General features: G+C 72.7%; 16 protein-coding genes. 9 read left to right on the forward strand and 7 right to left on the reverse strand.

Features of this window, described 5'->3' with window-relative positions; all coding sequences use genetic code 11:
• Positions 1 to 231 precede the first annotated feature (231 nt).
• From ABD954_RS18245 to ABD954_RS18255, 3 genes are all read left to right on the forward strand, one after another.
• Complete coding sequence (locus tag ABD954_RS18245; protein ID WP_345492266.1) at positions 232 to 567, forward strand: YbaB/EbfC family nucleoid-associated protein; 336 nt, start codon at positions 232 to 234, stop codon at positions 565 to 567.
• A 184-nt stretch (positions 568 to 751) separates the two neighbouring features.
• Positions 752 to 1,351: a recombination mediator RecR gene (gene recR, locus ABD954_RS18250; protein WP_345487102.1), complete on the forward strand. Its 600-nt coding sequence runs from the start codon at positions 752 to 754 to the stop codon at positions 1,349 to 1,351.
• A gap of 50 nt (positions 1,352 to 1,401) precedes the next feature.
• Positions 1,402 to 2,064, forward strand: coding sequence for a DUF5063 domain-containing protein (locus tag ABD954_RS18255; RefSeq protein ID WP_345487103.1), 663 nt, complete (start codon positions 1,402 to 1,404; stop codon positions 2,062 to 2,064).
• Positions 2,065 to 2,311: 247 nt separating this feature from the next.
• On the opposite strand, the gene ABD954_RS18260 is transcribed toward ABD954_RS18255, so the two are convergent.
• The 3 genes from ABD954_RS18260 to ABD954_RS18270 are packed head-to-tail and all read right to left on the reverse strand — an operon-like array spanning position 2,312 to position 5,027.
• Complete coding sequence (locus ABD954_RS18260; RefSeq protein ID WP_345487104.1) at positions 2,312 to 3,082, reverse strand: amino acid ABC transporter ATP-binding protein; 771 nt, start codon at positions 3,080 to 3,082, stop codon at positions 2,312 to 2,314.
• Positions 3,079 to 4,122: an amino acid ABC transporter permease gene (locus tag ABD954_RS18265; RefSeq protein WP_345487105.1), complete on the reverse strand. Its 1,044-nt coding sequence runs from the start codon at positions 4,120 to 4,122 to the stop codon at positions 3,079 to 3,081. Before ABD954_RS18265 ends, ABD954_RS18260 begins: the two co-directional genes overlap by 4 nt.
• Positions 4,119 to 5,027 carry an ABC transporter substrate-binding protein gene (locus tag ABD954_RS18270; RefSeq protein ID WP_345487106.1) on the reverse strand — a complete coding sequence of 303 codons (909 nt, stop codon included), beginning with the start codon at positions 5,025 to 5,027 and terminating at the stop codon, positions 4,119 to 4,121. Before ABD954_RS18270 ends, ABD954_RS18265 begins: the two co-directional genes overlap by 4 nt.
• Positions 5,028 to 5,274: 247 nt before the next feature.
• Here ABD954_RS18270 and ABD954_RS18275 point away from each other — a divergent pair, with 247 nt between their 5' ends.
• The 4 genes from ABD954_RS18275 (at position 5,275) to ABD954_RS18290 (ending at position 10,222) form a co-directional block, all read left to right on the forward strand.
• Complete coding sequence (locus tag ABD954_RS18275) at positions 5,275 to 6,546, forward strand: aspartate kinase (protein ID WP_345487107.1); 1,272 nt, start codon at positions 5,275 to 5,277, stop codon at positions 6,544 to 6,546.
• A 69-nt stretch (positions 6,547 to 6,615) separates the two neighbouring features.
• Complete coding sequence (locus tag ABD954_RS18280) at positions 6,616 to 7,677, forward strand: aspartate-semialdehyde dehydrogenase (RefSeq protein WP_345487108.1); 1,062 nt, start codon at positions 6,616 to 6,618, stop codon at positions 7,675 to 7,677.
• Between the two features lie 485 nt (positions 7,678 to 8,162).
• Positions 8,163 to 8,750, forward strand: a complete 588-nt coding sequence (locus tag ABD954_RS18285; protein ID WP_345492268.1) for a SigE family RNA polymerase sigma factor — start codon at positions 8,163 to 8,165, stop codon at positions 8,748 to 8,750.
• A gap of 425 nt (positions 8,751 to 9,175) precedes the next feature.
• On the forward strand, positions 9,176 to 10,222 hold the full coding sequence (locus tag ABD954_RS18290) for a hypothetical protein (protein ID WP_345487109.1): 1,047 nt from the start codon (positions 9,176 to 9,178) through the stop codon (positions 10,220 to 10,222).
• Between the two features lie 171 nt (positions 10,223 to 10,393).
• On the opposite strand, the gene ABD954_RS18295 is transcribed toward ABD954_RS18290, so the two are convergent.
• The 3 genes from ABD954_RS18295 to ABD954_RS18305 all read right to left on the reverse strand — a co-directional run bounded on the left by ABD954_RS18295 (position 10,394) and on the right by ABD954_RS18305 (position 13,414).
• Positions 10,394 to 11,134: an SURF1 family protein gene (locus ABD954_RS18295; protein WP_345487110.1), complete on the reverse strand. Its 741-nt coding sequence runs from the start codon at positions 11,132 to 11,134 to the stop codon at positions 10,394 to 10,396.
• A gap of 23 nt (positions 11,135 to 11,157) precedes the next feature.
• Complete coding sequence (locus tag ABD954_RS18300; protein ID WP_345487111.1) at positions 11,158 to 13,029, reverse strand: S9 family peptidase; 1,872 nt, start codon at positions 13,027 to 13,029, stop codon at positions 11,158 to 11,160.
• A 118-nt stretch (positions 13,030 to 13,147) separates the two neighbouring features.
• A complete protein-coding gene (locus ABD954_RS18305) occupies positions 13,148 to 13,414 on the reverse strand; it encodes a DUF6191 domain-containing protein (RefSeq protein WP_345487112.1) in 267 nt (88 codons plus the stop codon).
• Between the two features lie 50 nt (positions 13,415 to 13,464).
• On the opposite strand from ABD954_RS18305, the gene ABD954_RS18310 reads away from it, so the two are divergent.
• Positions 13,465 to 14,478 carry a YdcF family protein gene (locus ABD954_RS18310; protein WP_345487113.1) on the forward strand — a complete coding sequence of 338 codons (1,014 nt, stop codon included), beginning with the start codon at positions 13,465 to 13,467 and terminating at the stop codon, positions 14,476 to 14,478.
• A 201-nt stretch (positions 14,479 to 14,679) separates the two neighbouring features.
• Entirely contained in the window at positions 14,680 to 14,961 is a 282-nt protein-coding gene (locus tag ABD954_RS18315; RefSeq protein WP_345487114.1) for a hypothetical protein, read from the forward strand.
• A gap of 60 nt (positions 14,962 to 15,021) precedes the next feature.
• Here ABD954_RS18315 and ABD954_RS18320 read toward each other — a convergent pair whose 3' ends face one another.
• The gene (locus tag ABD954_RS18320) at positions 15,022 to 16,206 is read right to left on the reverse strand and encodes a serine/threonine-protein kinase (RefSeq protein ID WP_345492270.1); all 1,185 of its coding nucleotides are present in this window, start codon (positions 16,204 to 16,206) and stop codon (positions 15,022 to 15,024) included.
• Between the last annotated feature and the right edge of the window lie 394 nt (positions 16,207 to 16,600).

Below are 16,600 nucleotides of genomic sequence, written 5' to 3' on the forward strand. Positions count from 1 at the left end.
TCTGTTCAGCTCAGCGCTCGTGTCCTTCTGTGACGTGCGGTGCACGTGGTGCCTGCCCTTCCTACCGCCGAATGGTGGGCTGTGGGCCCGGAATCCCGGGATTTCCGCCCGCAAGAGGGTCGTGATCAGGTAGAGGAGCACGCAGTTTCTCACTCGAAAGAGTTGTGTCGGCACCCCGCTCCGCGAGCACGTAGGCTCGGTTCACCGAGACACCGAACGTTTGGAGTGACCGTGATCCCCGGTGGTGGCCAGCCCAACATGCAGCAGCTCCTCCAGCAGGCCCAGAAGATGCAGCAGGATCTCGCCCGCGCCCAGGAGGAGCTCGCGGCGACCGAGGTCGAGGGCCAGGCGGGCGGCGGCCTGGTCAAGGCGACCGTGACCGGTTCGGGCGAGCTGCGCGGCCTGGTGATCGACCCCAAGGCGGTCGACCCGGAGGACACCGAGACGCTCGCCGACCTGATCCTGGCCGCCGTGCAGGCCGCCAACGACAACGCCCAGCAGCTGCAGCAGGCCAAGCTGGGCCCGCTGGCGCAGGGCCTCGGGGGCATGCCGGGCCTCGGCTTCTGAGGGCGACGGGTCCGTAGGCCGTTCCCTCCGTACGGCCTCGTCCGGCCCGATCCGTACGGCCTCGTCCGGCCCCTCCGTACGGCCTCGTCCGGCCCCTCCGTACGGCCTCTTCTGATCCGTACACCTTCTGCGGCTGGATCCCAGCCATTACCGTAAGAATCAAGCACTCCCGAAGGGCGTTCCGTTGTACGAAGGCGTGGTTCAGGACCTCATCGACGAACTGGGCAGGCTGCCCGGCGTCGGTCCCAAGAGCGCCCAGCGGATCGCCTTCCACGTCCTCCAGGCCGAGCCGACCGATGTGCGGCGGCTCGCCCAGGCGCTCCTGGAGGTCAAGGAGAAGGTCCGGTTCTGCGCGGTCTGCGGCAACGTGGCGCAGCAGGAGCTGTGCAACATCTGCCGTGACCCGCGCCGGGACCAGACCGTCATCTGCGTGGTCGAGGAGCCGAAGGACGTCGTGGCGATCGAGCGGACCCGGGAGTTCCGGGGCCGCTACCACGTGCTCGGCGGCGCGATCAGCCCCATCGAGGGCGTCGGCCCGGACGACCTGCGCATCCGTGAGCTGCTCGCCCGCCTGGCGGACGGCACGGTCACGGAGCTGATCCTGGCCACCGACCCCAACCTGGAGGGCGAGGCCACCGCGACGTACCTCGCGCGGATGATCAAGCCCATGGGCCTGAAGGTGACCCGTCTGGCCAGCGGCCTGCCGGTCGGCGGTGACCTGGAGTACGCCGACGAGGTCACCCTGGGACGTGCCTTCGAGGGGCGGCGCCTGCTAGATGTATGACGACGACCGGGTCCGTGCGCGCGACGGCGCACTCGCAGGGAGGCTCCTCGATGTCTGATCCCACGCTGCACTCCATCACGCAGGACCCGGACGACTTCGCCGTCCAGATCGCGGACTCGATCGAGAGCTTCATCGTCGCCACGACCGAGGTCGCCAAGGGCGACGAGCCGGGCAGCGCCGTGCCCTTCCTGCTCCTGGAGCTCTCCCAGCTGCTGCTCGCGGGCGGGCGGCTGGGGGCGCACGAGGACTTCGTCCCCGAGGAGCAGTACGAGACCGACACGGGCCCCGACATGGACGTGGACGAGCTGCGCGAGCGGTTCGCGGCGCTCCTGGAGCCGGTGGACGTCTTCTCCGAGGTCTTCGACCCGTACGAGCCGCGCAAGGCGCCGGTCCCGGCCCGGATCTCCGACAGCCTCGCCGACATCATCACGGACCTGCGGCACGGCCTCGCCCACTACCGGGCGGGCCGGACCAGCGAGGCGCTGTGGTGGTGGCAGTTCTCGTACTTCTCGAACTGGGGCCCCACCGCCTCCGCCACCCTGCGCGCGCTGCAGTCCCTGATCGCCCACATCCGCCTCGACCAGCCGCTCGCCGAGCTCGACGGGCTCGACACGGACGAGGACCTCACGGAGGAGGACCTCGCGGAGGAGGCGGGCCGCGTGATGGCCCGCGAGATCGCGGGCCCGCTCGGTCTGGTGCGGCGCAAGGCGTAGTGCGGTAGGACGGCAGTCGGGGCCAGGGCCAGGGCCGGGGGGCCTGGGTCGCACGACCAGAGGGCTGCAGCCGGGGCCGTACGACGGAAGGACCGGAGCCTGCGCCGGGGTCGTACGACCGGAGGACCGGAGCCTGAGCCGGGGCCGTGCGACCGGAGGACTGGAGCCTGAGTGGGGGGCCGTACGCCCCGGGAAGGCGCCCCGGGTGTGTCCGGCCCCGGGGCTCGCCCTCCACCCGCCGCCCGCCCTACAGCCGCCCCGCCTCCACGATGCGGCGCAGGAAGCGGCGCGTGCGCTCGTGGGCGGGGGCGCCGAACACCTCCGCCGAGGTGCCGCGCTCCAGGATCACGCCGTTCTCCAGGAAGCAGACCTGGTCGGCGACCTCGCGGGCGAAGCCCATCTCGTGGGTGGCGATGACCATCGTCATGCCCTCCTCCTTGAGGTCCCGCACCACGCCCAGGACCTCGCCGACCAGCTCCGGGTCGAGCGCCGCCGTCACCTCGTCGAGCAGCAGCAGCCGCGGCCGGTTCGCGAGGGCGCGGGCGATGGCCACGCGCTGCTGCTGGCCGCCGCTGAGCCGGTCCGGGTACTCGCCCGCCTTGCCGGCGAGCCCGAGCCGGTCGAGCAGATCGCGGGCCCGCTCCTCGGCCTCCCGGCGCTCGGTGCGGTGGACGCGGCGCGGGGCGAGCGTGATGTTGTCGAGCACGCTCATGTGCGGGAAGAGGTTGTACGCCTGGAAGACGACGCCGATCCGGCGCCGTACGGCATCGGGGTCCGTGCGCGGGTCGGTGATCTCCTCGCCGTCCAGGAAGATCGCGCCGTCGTCGATCTCCTCCAGGAGGTTGGAGCAGCGCAGCAGCGTCGACTTGCCGGAGCCGGAGGCGCCGATGAGGACGGTGACGGTGTGCTGCGGGACCTCTAGGTCCACGTCGCGCAGGACGACCGTGGCGCCGGAGCCGGAGCCGTACGTCTTGCGGACGGATTCGAGCCGGAGGACGGGGCCGGGGTTCTCCGTCATACGGTGCCTCCCTGCGACTGGCGCCGGTTCATCCGCGCCGTGACCCAGTCGGTGAACCGGGTCATGGGAATGGTGAGCACGACGAACACCAGGCCCGCGACGACGTACGGGGTGTAGTTGAAGGTCTTGCTGGCCAGGATCTGCGCCGCGTACACGGCGTCGACCGCGCCCGCGATGGAGACCAGGCCGGTGTCCTTCTGGAGCGAGACCAGGTCGTTGAGGAGCGGCGGCACCACGCGCCGCACGGCCTGGGGCAGCACCACGAAGCGCATGGTCTGCGCGCTCGACAGGCCGAGCGAACGGGCGGCGGCCCGCTGGCTGGGGTGGACGCTCTCGATGCCGGCCCGGAAGACCTCGGCCATGTACGCCGAGTACGTCAGGGACAGCGCGATGCCGCCCAGCACGACCGGGTCGGTGGGGACGCCCTGGAGGCGCAGCGCGGGCAGGCCGAAGATCACCGCGAGCAGGCAGATGATGAGCGGCAGGCCGCGGAAGAAGTCGACGTACGCGGTGGCCAGGGCGCGCAGCGGGAAGAGCGCGGGGCCGCGCAGGGTGCGGGCGACGGCCAGGAGCAGCCCGAGGACGAGGGTGACGGCGCCGCAGACGGCGAGCAGGCGGAGGTTGAGCCAGAGGCCGTCGAGGACCAGGGGGAGCGCCTGGCGCGCGTACTCCCCGTCGAGGAACGTCTCCTTGGTGCGCGGCCAGCCGGGGGAGCCCGTGACGACCACGTACAGGACGGCCAGGGTGACGAGGGTGCTCAGGGCGGCGACGGCCGTCGCGCGGCGGGTGCGCGAGCGCTTGAAGCGCTCGCGCTCGATGCGCCGCGCGGACGGCGTGTACGCGTCCGGGCCCGGGCCCTGGTTTTTGTCCGGGCCCCGGTCCGGGCCCCGGCCCTGGTCCTTGTCCGGGCCCTGGTTTTCGTCCGGGCCCCGGTCCGGGCCCCGGCCCTGGTCCTTGTCCTGGCCTGGGCCCCTGCCCGTGTCCCCGCCCTTGTCCGACGGTGTCCCGTCCCGGGGCGCGTCTTCCTTGGCGAAGGTCATTTCAGCACCGGTGCGCCCGCCGCGTCGGACAGCCACTGCTTCTCGAGGGCGGCGAGGGTGCCGTCCGCGCGCAGTGCGTCGACGGCCCGGGAGACGCAGGCGGTGAGCGCGGAGCCCTTGTCGAGGACGAGGCCGAACTGCTCCTTGGCGCCGGCGCCGGGCGTCGTCGCGAACTGGCCGACGACCTTGGCCTCGGGGACCTCGGCACCGGTGATGTAGAACGCGGTGGGCAGGTCCACGACGATCGCGTCGACCTGGCCGTTCTTGAGCGCGGCCTTGGCCAGGTCGTTCTTCTGGAAGACCGACGGCCGCTGCCGCGGCTGGATCTGCTCGTTGATGACGTCGAGGCTGGTCGTGCCGACCTGCGCGCCGAGCCGTGCGCCCTTGAGTTCGGCGAGGGTGGTCGCCTTGGCCGCCTCGGAGTCCTTCAGCGCGATGACGGCCTGGCGGACGTCGTAGTAGCCGGTGGACAGGTCCACGGCCTTGCGGCGGTCCTCGTTGACGGAGACCTGGTTGATGTCGAAGTCGAAGGTCTTCTCGCCGGGGGCGAAGGCGTTGTTGAAGGCGACCTTCTGCCAGACCACGTCCTCCTTGGCGAAGCCGAGCTCGCGGGCGACCGCGTACGCGACGGCGGACTCGTAGCCCTTGCCGTTGGCCGGGTCGTCGTCCTGGAACCAGGGCGCGTACGCGGGCGTGTCGGTGCCGACGGTCAGCTTTCCCCTGGCCTTGGTGGCCAGCGCGTCCGGGGCGCAGGACGCGGGAGTGCCCGCGGCCGAGGCGGAGCCGGACGCGGCACCGGACGGGCCGGAGCCGCCGGCCTCGGGCTGCGGCGCGCAGGCGGACGCGGCGAGGGCGACGAACGCGAAGGCCGCTGCGGCGGCGGCGAGGCGGGAGGGATGAGGCATGGCGGGAGATTCGCACCCGGGAAGGGAAGGTGTCCAGGTCACGCCAATGTGGTCTCGTATGGCGGACGTTTGTGAAGGGCGTGTTTCGAGCCTCCCGTCCTGGTCACAGCGGTGCGGACGGCCACCCCGGTCCCGATCTTCGAACGCTGAATCTCACCATCTGATATCACGGTGGCGTTTTTCGGTCCCTCGTTAGACTGAACCGACCGCAGTGCCAGCTGTGGCAAGGACTGAGCGAGGAGCGCACGTGGGCCTTGTCGTGCAGAAGTACGGAGGCTCCTCCGTTGCCGATGCCGAAGGCATCAAGCGCGTCGCCAAGCGGATCGTGGAAGCCAAGAAGAACGGCCACCAGGTGGTCGTCGTGGTTTCCGCGATGGGCGACACGACGGACGAGTTGATCGATCTCGCCGAGCAGGTATCGCCGATGCCGGCCGGGCGTGAATTCGACATGCTGCTGACCGCCGGAGAGCGGATCTCCATGGCCCTTCTGGCCATGGCGATCAAAAACCTGGGTCACGAGGCCCAGTCGTTCACGGGCAGCCAGGCCGGTGTCATCACCGACTCGGTCCACAACAAAGCGCGCATCATCGATGTCACGCCGGGCCGCATCCGGACCGCGCTCGACGAGGGCAACATCGCCATTGTCGCCGGCTTCCAGGGCGTGTCCGCCGACAAGAAGGACATCACCACCCTGGGCCGCGGCGGCTCCGACACGACCGCCGTCGCCCTGGCCGCCGCGCTCGACGCCGAGGTCTGCGAGATCTACACGGACGTCGACGGCGTCTTCACCGCCGACCCCCGCGTGGTGAAGAAGGCGAAGAAGATCGACTGGATCTCCTTCGAGGACATGCTGGAGCTCGCCGCCTCCGGCTCCAAGGTGCTGCTGCACCGGTGCGTCGAGTACGCACGCCGCTACAACATCCCGATCCACGTCCGCTCCTCCTTCTCGGGGCTCCAGGGCACGTGGGTCAGCAACGAACCGACAGGGGACTCCAAGGTGGAGCAGGCCATCATCTCCGGTGTCGCCCACGACACCTCCGAGGCGAAGATCACCGTCGTCGGCGTGCCGGACAAGCCGGGCGAGGCCGCGGCGATCTTCCGGGCCGTCGCGGACGCCGAGATCAACATCGACATGATCGTGCAGAACGTGTCCGCCGCCTCCACCGGTCTGACGGACATCTCCTTCACCCTCCCCAAGGCCGAGGGCCGCAAGGCCATCGACGCCCTGGAGAAGACGAAGGCCACGATCGGCTTCGACTCGCTGCGCTACGACGACCAGATCGGCAAGATCTCCCTGGTCGGCGCCGGAATGAAGACCAACCCGGGCGTCACCGCGGACTTCTTCCGCGCGCTGTCCGACGCGGGCGTCAACATCGAGCTGATCTCCACCTCCGAGATCCGCATCTCGGTCGTCACCCGCGCCGACGACGTCAACGAGGCCGTGCGCGCCGTCCACACCGCCTTCGGCCTGGACAGCGACTCCGACGAGGCCGTCGTCTACGGCGGCACCGGCCGCTGACCTCGTGGTGACATCTTCGTGGTGACGACTTCGTGGTGACATCTTCGTGGTGACGACTTCGGTGACATCTTGACGAGCCGCAGGCCGACGCTCGCGGTCGTGGGAGCGACCGGGGCCGTCGGCGCGGTGCTGCTCCAGGCGCTCACGCACCACGCGGACGTCTGGGGCGAGATCCGTCTCCTCGCCTCCCCCCGCTCGGCCGGCCGCAAGCTGGCCGTACGGGGGGAGGAGTGCGAGGTCCTCGCCCTCGGCGAGGAGGCGCTGACGGGCGTCGACCTGGCCCTCTTCCTGGTGCCCGACGCCGTGGCGGCCCAGTGGGCGCCGATCGCCGCCGCCAAGGGCGCGGTGGTCGTGGACACCTCGACGGCGTTCCGGGCCGACCCGGACGTGCCGCTCGTGGTCCCCGAGATCAATCCGCACGCCGTACGGATCCGGCCACGCGGCATCGTCGCGAGCCCCGGCTGCTCCACCCTGGCGCTGATTGTCGCCGTGGGCGCCCTGCACGCCGAGTTCGGGCTCACCGAGCTCGTCGTCACCGCCCAGCAGGCCGCCAGCGCCGCCGGAGGCGCCGGCACGGAAGCGCTGCGCCGGCAGCTGGCCCTGGTCGCCGGCAGCGAGCTCGGCACCCACCCCGGAGACGTACGGCGGGCGGTCGGCGACCACACCGGTCCCTTCCCCGGCCCCCTCGCCCTCAACGTGCTGCCCTGGTCGGGCGTGCCCGCCGCGGACGGCTGGTCCTCGGAGGAGCTGGGCATCCGTGAGGAGACCCGCAGGATCCTGGACCTGCCGGGGCTGCGCGTCGCGGCCACCTGCGTCCGCGTCCCCGTCGTGACCGGACACTCCGCCTCCGTGCACGCCCGCTTCGAGCGGCCGGTCACCGTCGCCCGCGCCCACGAGATCCTGGCGACCTCGCCCGGCGTGGTGCTGTACGACGACCCGGCCACGGGCGACTTCCCGACGCCCGCGGACGTGGCGGGCACCGACCCGACGTGGGTCGGGCGGGTGCGCAGGTCGATGGACGACGAACGGGCCCTGGAGTTCTTCGTGTGCGGGGACAACCTGCGCAAGGGAGCCGCGCTGAACGCCGTGCAGATCGCGGAGCGCATCGCGGGCGAAGCCGCCCGCTCGTGAACGCGACGGTCCACTGTGCCCGATGTGCCCGATGTACCCGATGTGCCCGAGGGCGCCTCGCGGCCCGGCGCCGGAGGGCTCGTCGGGTGTCCGGAAATCGGCATCGCCTGACCGGCCGTCTTTGTAGGCTCTGTGAAGACCTTGAAGGCCCTGTGAGCAAATCGGCGTCCGGTGCCTCTTGATCAGGTCAGATGTCCTGGACGACGATGCTCTTCCCCCCTTCCGCAACCAGTGGTCGGGCGGGAGCGTCTTCGCGGGCACCCAGGAGCATGTGTCGTGGAGCACGCCGCACAAGCGGGGCATCGGGGAGAACGGGTACGCATGAGGGCAAACGACGCACCGTCAAAAACGGTGGCGTACGCGTACAACCCTGACGGGGGGAAGCGTGTCCAACAGGCGTGGCAGAGGTACTCGACATGGCGGCGGTCATCCCGCTGCACGGCACCGCGGTGCGCCCGCTTCGGCGGCCGCGCCCGGTCAGCGGCATGCCGGTGATCGCGCCCATGCCCCTCAGGACCCGTCCGGCCGCCGTGAGCGGCATTCCGTCGCCCCGCGAGGGCGCTGACGAGACGATGGCTGCCGGTACCACCGTCGACCACCTCACCGAGACCTATCGCGCCCACTACCGCTCGCTGCTCGGTCTCGCCGCGCTCCTCCTCGACGACACCGCCTCCTGCGAGGACGTCGTGCAGGAGGCGTTCATCCGCGTCCACTCGGCGCGCAACCGGGTGCGCGACCCCGAGAAGACCCTGGCCTACCTGCGGCAGACCGTCGTCAACCTCTCGCGCTCCGCGCTGCGCCGGCGCATCCTCGGCCTCAAGCTGCTCTCCAAGCCCATGCCCGACATGGCCTCCGCCGAGGAGGGCGCCTACGACCAGCTGGAGCGGGACGCGCTCATCAAGGCGATGCGCGGACTCCAGCGGCGGCAGCGCGAGGTCCTGGTGCTGCGGTACTTCGCCGACATGACGGAGGCCCAGGTCGCCGAGACCCTCGGCATCTCGCTGGGCTCGGTCAAGGCGTACGGCTCCCGTGGCATCGCGGCGCTGCGCATAGCCATGGAGGCCACGTCATGAGCGGGCCGCTGGGCGAGCGACCGGAGCGGGGCGAGCGGGGAGAGCGCCTCGGGTACGGCGAGGGCGGCGAACGCCCCGAGCGGGACGGACGCGACGAGCACGGCGAGTACGGCGAGTACGGCGAGTACGGTGGGCGCGGCGAGCGTGGCGAGCGCGGGCCTGGTGGGCACGGACCGGGTGGGCACGCGGGCCCTGGTGGGCCTGGTGGGCACGCGGGGTCTGGTGGGTCTGGTGGGCACGAGGGGCCTGGTGGGCACGCCGAACCGCACGAGGTGCACGAGCCACACGAGCCGCGCGGGCCACAGGGGCACGTCGGGCCCCACGAACCCCTTGGGGCGCGCGAGCCCCACGAGCACGACGAGCACGGCCGGGGCGATCAGGACGATCGGCGCGGCGACGACCAGGACGACCTGAGTGGACGCGGGATGGTGAACGAAGCGCCGGGCGACGCGCCGGAGAACGGCACGCCCGACGAGCTGGCGCTGCGGCGGCTGTTCCAGGGCGCGGTGGCCGGGCTCGAGCCCTCCGAGGGCGCGCTCGACCACCTCCGCCGTGCCGTGCCCGCCCGCCGCGCCCGCAAGCGGCAGGCCGTGGTCGGCATGGCCGCCGCGATCGTCCTGGTCGGCACGGCCGTCCCGGCCCTGGTGCACGTGGCCTCGTCCGGCGGGATCTCCGCCGACCAGCCGGTCAACGCCGGGCACGGCGAGCAGGCCCAGGGCGGCACCGGCACGGAGACCGGCATCGAGGGCGGGCAGAAGAGCGCCGGCCCGCCGTCCGGCACGGCCGAGCCCAGCGAGGGCGAGGCCGAGGGCGCCGGACGGCCCACCGCGCCGTCGGACGGCCCCGGCGGTGGCGGCGACGGCGGCAGCACCGCCCCGTCCGGCTCCTCGGACGAGCGGCCGGTCTGCGCGGCCGACCAACTGGCCGTGAGCTCCGCGACGACGGGCGCCCCCGACTCCACCGGCAAGGTCTACGGCACCTTCCGCATCGCCAACGTCTCCGGCCGCGACTGTCGCGTCGGCGGCGACGGACGGTTCGGCTTCGAGGCACGGGGCGCGGCCGACCAGTCGAAGATCACGGTCGTCGAGCACACCCCCGGCGACGCCGCGAGCGGTCTGCCCGACCCCTCGCAGGAGTCGCCCTCGCTGCTGCTCACCCCCGACAACGCCTACGAGGTCCGCTTCGCCTGGGTGCCCAGCGAGACCTGCCCCACCACGGGCCCCAACCCGACGCCGACCCCGACCCCCACACCGGACGGCGGCTCGCCGTCGAGCGGCGGCGCCACCGGCTCCACGGGCACGAGTCCCGACGACGGCACGGTCTCCACCCAGCTCGGCACGGACGGCACCCCGGCGGACGGCAGCATCGAGGTGACCCACACCGCCGACCCCGGCAGCCCGGTCGCGGCGGCCACCATCCCGAACGCGTGCGCGGGCACCCTCTACCGAACCGGGGTCCTGGACGCCTCCTGAGCGAGGACCGCCCGCACGCCCCGGCACCAGAGCACCGGGGCAGAGCCCGGGAAGCCCCGAGGGCAGAGCTCGGGAGAAAGCCCCGAAGGGAGAGCCCGGTAAGGAGCCCCGAGGGCCGAGCCCGGGAGAAAGCCCCGGGGGCAGAGCCCGGGGGAGAACCGGAGGGCGCGGCTAGAGCCCGAGGGCGGCGTCCCGGGAAGCCTCCACCTCGCGGCGGAGCAGCCGGAACCACATGAAGACCACGAAGCCGGCGAAGACGAACCACTCGGCCGTGTAGCCCAGGTTCTGGAACGCCTTCACGTCGAGGCCGGTGCCAGCGGCGGCCGCCGCCGGCACCGGGGTGAGCCCGGCCGGCGAGTCCGTCAGGGTGATCCAGGCGTCGTAGACGTCGTACGACACCACGTTCACCAGGGACGCGGCGCTGATCATGCCGAGCTGCCCCTCGGGCAGACCGCCCGCCGCGCGGACCCCCTTCGTACCGGCGTTCTCCGAGGCCTGGAGCGCGCCCGTCACGGTGACCTCGCCCGGCGGCGGGGCCGGGGCCTCGCCGCCCGACGGGAGCCAGCCGCGGACCACGGGCAGCGCCTTGCCGCCGTCCGTCCTCAGGAGCGTCAGCACGTACGAGCCGGAGCGGCCGTCCAGATCACGGTCCGGGACCAGGAACTGCTCCCCGTACCGCCCGCTGGCCCGCGCGATCCGCCCCGAGGTCTCCTTGTCCACCGGCAGCAGCGCGTCCAGGGCCTCGGCCGCCCGGGTCGAAGGATCGGGCCGCCGCTCCGCCTCCCGGTGGGAGTCGACGCGGTCCTCGAACTTGCCCATCTGCCAGGTCCCCATGAACAGGCAGAACGGGATGGCGAGGAGGACGAAGACGTTGATCCCCCACCAGCGGGGCGTTCTCAGGAACCGGTACACGCTCCCACGGTACGCAAGACCGCTCAGCCCACCTCCTTCCGGGTCCCCTGCGGCGCCGGCGTCCCCAGGTGACGGGACGCGAAGTCCAGGTCGAGGGCGACCTGCTTGATCCGCTCGTCGACCACCAGCGAGCCGTGCCCCGCGTCGTACCGGTACACCTCGTGCACCGCGCCGCGGGCGGCCAGCCGGTCGACGTAGTTGTCGATCTGCCGGATCGGGCAGCGCGGGTCGTTCACACCGGCCGAGATGTGCACCGGAGCCTTCACCGCGTCCACGTACGTCAGCGGCGAGGAGGCGGCGAACCGCTCGGGGACCTCCTCGGGCGAGCCGCCGAGCAGGGTGCGGTCCAGGGCCTTCAGGGCCTCCATCTCGTCCTCGTACGCCGCCACGTAGTCGGCGACGGGCACGGCGGCCAGGCCGACCGCCCAGGCGTCCGGTTGGGTGCCGAGGCCGAGCAGGGTGAGATAGCCGCCCCAGGAGCCGCCGGCCAGGACCAGCCGCTCCGGGTCGGCGAGCCCGCTGTCCACCGCCCACTCGCGGACCGCGGCGATGTCCTCCAGCTCGATCAGCCCGACCCGGTGCTTGAGCGCGTCCGTCCACTCCCGGCCGTATCCGGTGGAGCCGCGGTAGTTCACCCGCACCACCGCGTAGCCGTGGTCGACCCAGGCGGCCGGGCCGGAGGCGAAGGCGTCGCTGTCGTGCCACGCCGGACCGCCGTGCACCTCGAAGACGGTCGGGAACGGGCCCTCGCCCTGTGCCGGGCGCTGCACCAGGGCGTGCACCCGTCCACCCGGCCCCTCCACCCACACGTCCTCCACCGGCACCGAAGGAGGCGCCTCGGGGCCCGGAGGGTCGAGCACGACCGAGCCGTCCGTGGACCGCACCACCGGCGGATGGGCGGCCGAGGACCACAGGTACTCCACGGAGCCGTCGGGGCGGGCCGTCGCGCTCGACACCGAACCGGCCGGGGTCTCCACCCGGACCAGGGCGCCGGTGGCGATCTCGTACCGCCACAGCTCGCTGCGCGCCTCGAAGCTGTGCACGATCAGCAGCCCCGAGCCGTCCGGATACCACTCGGCCGACACGTCGCCGGGCAGGTCGAGCCGCAGATCGGTCTCCGTGCCCGTGGCCACGTCCCACAGCATCGGCTCCCAGCGGCCGCGCCGCTGGTGCCCCACGAGCAGCAGCGTCTCCCCGGCCACCGGGGCGAAGCCGAGGACGCTCAGGCCCAGCTCCTCCGTGCCGCCCTTGGTGTCGTCCAGCTCGGCCACCACCGACGCGTCCGCCGTGCGCAGCACCCGGATCGCCGAGTGCATCGCGTCGCCGTGCTCGGTGTGCTCGACGGCGATCAGGCCCGAGTCGTACGACAGGTCGCCGACCCCGGCCGACTGCCGGTGCCGGTAGATCTCCACCGGCTCCTTCGCGCCCGGCCGCAGCAGATGCACCGTCGACCCGTCCTCGTCGGTCGAGCGGCCCACCACGACTGTGCCGTCCCGGCCGAGGGCGAGGCCCGCCGGGTAGGAAGGCGCGAGACCCGGCACGGCGGGCTCGTCCTCGCCGCCGTCGAACGGCTGGCGCATCCACACCCCGAACTCGTCACCGTCGCTGTCCTTGAACCACCAGATCCACCGGCCGTCCGGGCTCAGCGTGCCGTCCGTCGTCCCGTTCGGCCGGTCGGTGACCTGCCGCTGCCGGCCGGTCGCCCGGTCCCACGCGTACAGCTCGTACGTCCCCGTCGCGTTCGACACGAACAGCGAACGGTCCGGTGCCTCCTCGGCCCACTCCGGCAGCGACACCCGCGGCGCGCGGAACCGCTGCTCCCACGGCGGCGCGTCCGCGAACCCCTCGAATGCCGACCCGCCGTCCGCCGTGCTCTCGTCCTTGCTCTCAGTCATGGAGCCATCATGCGCCGCCCGCCCGACAATGCGGTCGCCATGCCCGCAACCTGTGGATAACTCCGGCCGGCCGGCCGGTCGAGGCGTCACGCCCGGCGCTCCGAGCGGTTCGGCCTGATCACCGCCCGCCCGCCGGATCGACCGCCGAACGCTGCGGCGGGGCGCCGTCCTCCACGTCGTCGCGCATCACGGGGGATCCCCGCCGCTCCTTCAGTTCGTTCTCCGCCCCCGCCCCCGCCCCCGTCGCCCCCGCCGCCCTCCGCCCCCGCCGTCGCCCCCGTCGGCCCGGCCCCCGGGGCCCCTGCCTCCCCCGCCAAACACTGCCTCGTCGGCCTCGTCGGCCTCGTCGGCCTCGTCGGCCTCGTCCGCCCCCGCCTCGCTTCATCTCCCCCCGCGGCAGGGCCGGTTGTCGGCGGCGGTGTCTACGATGACGTCATGTTCGCCTACGTCGTGGCCGCCGTCTTCCTCGCCCTCTTCGGGGCCGGTGTGCTGCGCGACCGGCGGCGCTTCAGCAACGCGGTCCATCTCGGCCTCGCCGTCACCTTCCTCTGCCTCGGCCTGCTCGCCGGCCTCCAGGGCGCCCCGCGCGGCGTCGCCGTCACGGTCATGGTCGTCGTGCTGCTCGTGCTCGCCCTCGGCCCGGTCGCGCTCGCCGGGCTGCTGTGCGCCAACGGCGTCCAGATGGTCCGCAAGGAGGGCGTGCGCCCCGCCAACCTGCTCTCGCTGCTCGCCGGGCTCGGCATCCTCGGCGTCATGGCCCTGATGACCGCCGCCGTCGTCTCCCAGTCCAAGACGCTCGCCATCGTCGTCGGCACCCTGCTGATGGTCCTCGGCTACGTCTCCTTCCTCTTCCTCTGCTTCGTCGGCTACGCCTTCCTCTACGGCCGCATGCGCATCCGCCGCGACGCCGACTGGGTCGTCGTCCTCGGCTCCGGCCTGACAGGCGGCCGCCACGTGCCGCCGCTGCTCGCCAGCCGCCTGGAGCGGGGCCGGCAGGTGTACGAGACGCTGGCCGAGCGCCGGGAGGTGGACCGCATCCCGGTGCTGGTCACCTCGGGCGGCCGCGGCCCCGACGAGGAGCTGGCCGAGTCGCACGCGATGGCCGACTACCTGGTGGAACGCGGTTTCCCGGCCGACCGGATCCTGCGCGAGGACCGCTCGCGCACCACAGAGGAGAACATGCTGTTCAGCAAGGCCCTCATGGAGGCCGAGCGGCCCGGCTCGGAGTGCGTGATCGTCACCAACAACTTCCACGCCTTCCGGGCCGCCCTGATGGCACGCAAGGCGGGCGTGAACGGCCAGGTGGTCGGCTCGCCGACCGCCGCGTACTTCTGGCCGAGCGCGACCATCCGCGAGTTCGCGGCGGTCTTCCTGGAGTACCGGGCGGTGAACCTGGGCATCTGCCTGGGCCTGGTGCTGATGGGCTGCCTCGCGTACGTCCTGGCGTGACGGCCCGCCCTACGGGACCGCTCCCCACGGACCTCCGGCGCCAGGGACGGTGCTCCGGGCGGAGGCCCCCGGAACACCACCGCGTGTCGGACACTCCCCGGCGTCCTACGCTGAAGGGGACGCCCTGTGCGGACGCGTCGGCGGAGACGGCATGCGGGAGCGTGCTCAGGTGCGGCGGCCAGAGGGCCCGGAGGCGACGTCATGAGAGCACGACACCACTTCCACATCGACTACCGCGGCCACTCGGTCAGCGCCACCGTCCAGACCGGCCACACGCCGGTGGTCGAGGTCCTCGTCGACGGCAAGGAGACGGGCCATGCCACGAGCCACGCCGACCGGCCGGTCACCGTCCACGTCGAGCTGCCGACGGAGCCGCCGACCCTCGTTGCCGTCCGCGCGACCCCGGGCCCGGGCATGCCGCGCTGTCTGCTGCTCGGCCCCGAGGAGCAGGAAGGCCATGTGATGGCCCCCCGCGCCTACTGAGGCCGGACGCCCGTCACGTCGGCCGGCCCGGGCGCCCGTCACGTCGGCCGACCCGGGCGGTCAGCTGAGCCAGGCCATCCCGATCAGCAGGAAGACGACGAAGGCGACGGCCCCGGCGACGGCGGCGGTCCTGCGCGGCCGCCGCCGCGAGATCGCGGCCAGCGGGTTCTCGGCGGGCGCCTGGGCCCGCCGGACCCCTCGCGCCGCCGCGGGCGCGGGCGCTCCCGTGGGCGCGGAGCCGCGCTGCTGCGGAATCCCGTGGGGGATGCCGGGGGGTGCGGCGTGCGGCGCGGCATGGGGTACGGCATGGGGTGCGGCGTGCGGCCGGGTATGGGCAGCGGTGTGCGGACCCGGCTGCGGTGCCGCCTGGGGAACCATCTGCGGCGCCGGGTGGGGCGCGCCCTGCGGTACGGCCTGGGGCAGCGGCATGGGGCGGTCCCGCCAGGCCCCGGAGGCGAACCAGTCGGCGATGACCTGCGCGCCGGGCCGCTGCTCGGGCTGCTTGGCCAGCAGCGACAGCAGGAACCCCTCGAACGCGGCCGGTATCGGCACCCCGAGCTGCCGCGGCGGCGCCGGCGGGGTGTCGATGTGCTGGTAGAGCAGCGCGGTGGCGGTGTCGGCGCGGAACGGCGGCTGACCGGTGAGCAGTTGGTAGAGCACGCAGCCGAGCGAGTACACGTCGGACGCGGGGGAGGCGGGCTGTCCGAGCGCCCGCTCGGGCGCGAGGTAGAGCCCCGTGCCCACGATCTGCCCGGTGGTGGTGAGCCCGGCCGAGGGGTCGTCGACGAACCGCGCGATGCCGAAGTCGGCCAGTTTCACGGTGCCGTCGGCGTCCATCAGGAGGTTGCCGGGCTTGATGTCACGGTGCACCACGCCCTGCTTGTGGGCGGCGGCGAGCCCGGCCGCCGCGTGCGCGGCCACCGTCGCGACCTGCTCGGCGGTCAGCACCGTGGGCCTGTTCCGGTCGCCGGCCAGGCTGTCGCCGTCGACGAACTCCATGACGAGGAACAGCTTTCCGTCCCACGTACCGAAGTCGAAGACGCCGACCACATGCGGGTGGCTGAGCCGCGCCGCGGTCTGGGCCTCCATCCGGAACCGGTCGGCCGCCGACGGATCATGGTCCTGACCCAGCATCAGCTTCACGGCGACATCACGGCCGAGCACTTCGTCGGTCGCCCGCCACACCTCGCCCATGCCGCCACGCCCGACGCACACATGGAGCCGATATCGGTCCGCGACCAGCACCTGAAGACCCACCCTTCCCTTGGACGCCCCATCGTAGAGCGGTTTTTGAAGCCTTCTTGCGTCGGGCCGGAACCGCCGGCGATCCGGCACGGACGCCCGGCGTCGGCGGGCCTCCCGGGGGAGCACGGCAGGCCGCGAGGCGGCGAGAAGCCGGCCGGCACCCCGACCGCGGGCTCGACGGCCGTGCCGAGGCGGTTCGTCCTCGTCGTCGCGGTGCCGACCGTGATCGGGATCGTCCCGGCCGGTCGACGGGGGCGGCCCGTGATCCAGACCAGCACCCTGGTCACGGACGGAATCGTCGCGCCCACCCGCAGCGGCCGTAGACACGCGAGAAGCGGTGGTCACGCAGACGGACAGGCACACGAAAACAGGTGAGGCACCTAGGAACGTTCCT

The sequence above is a fragment of the Streptomyces roseoviridis genome (assembly GCF_039535235.1).
GTDB lineage: Bacteria > Actinomycetota > Actinomycetes > Streptomycetales > Streptomycetaceae > Streptomyces > Streptomyces roseoviridis.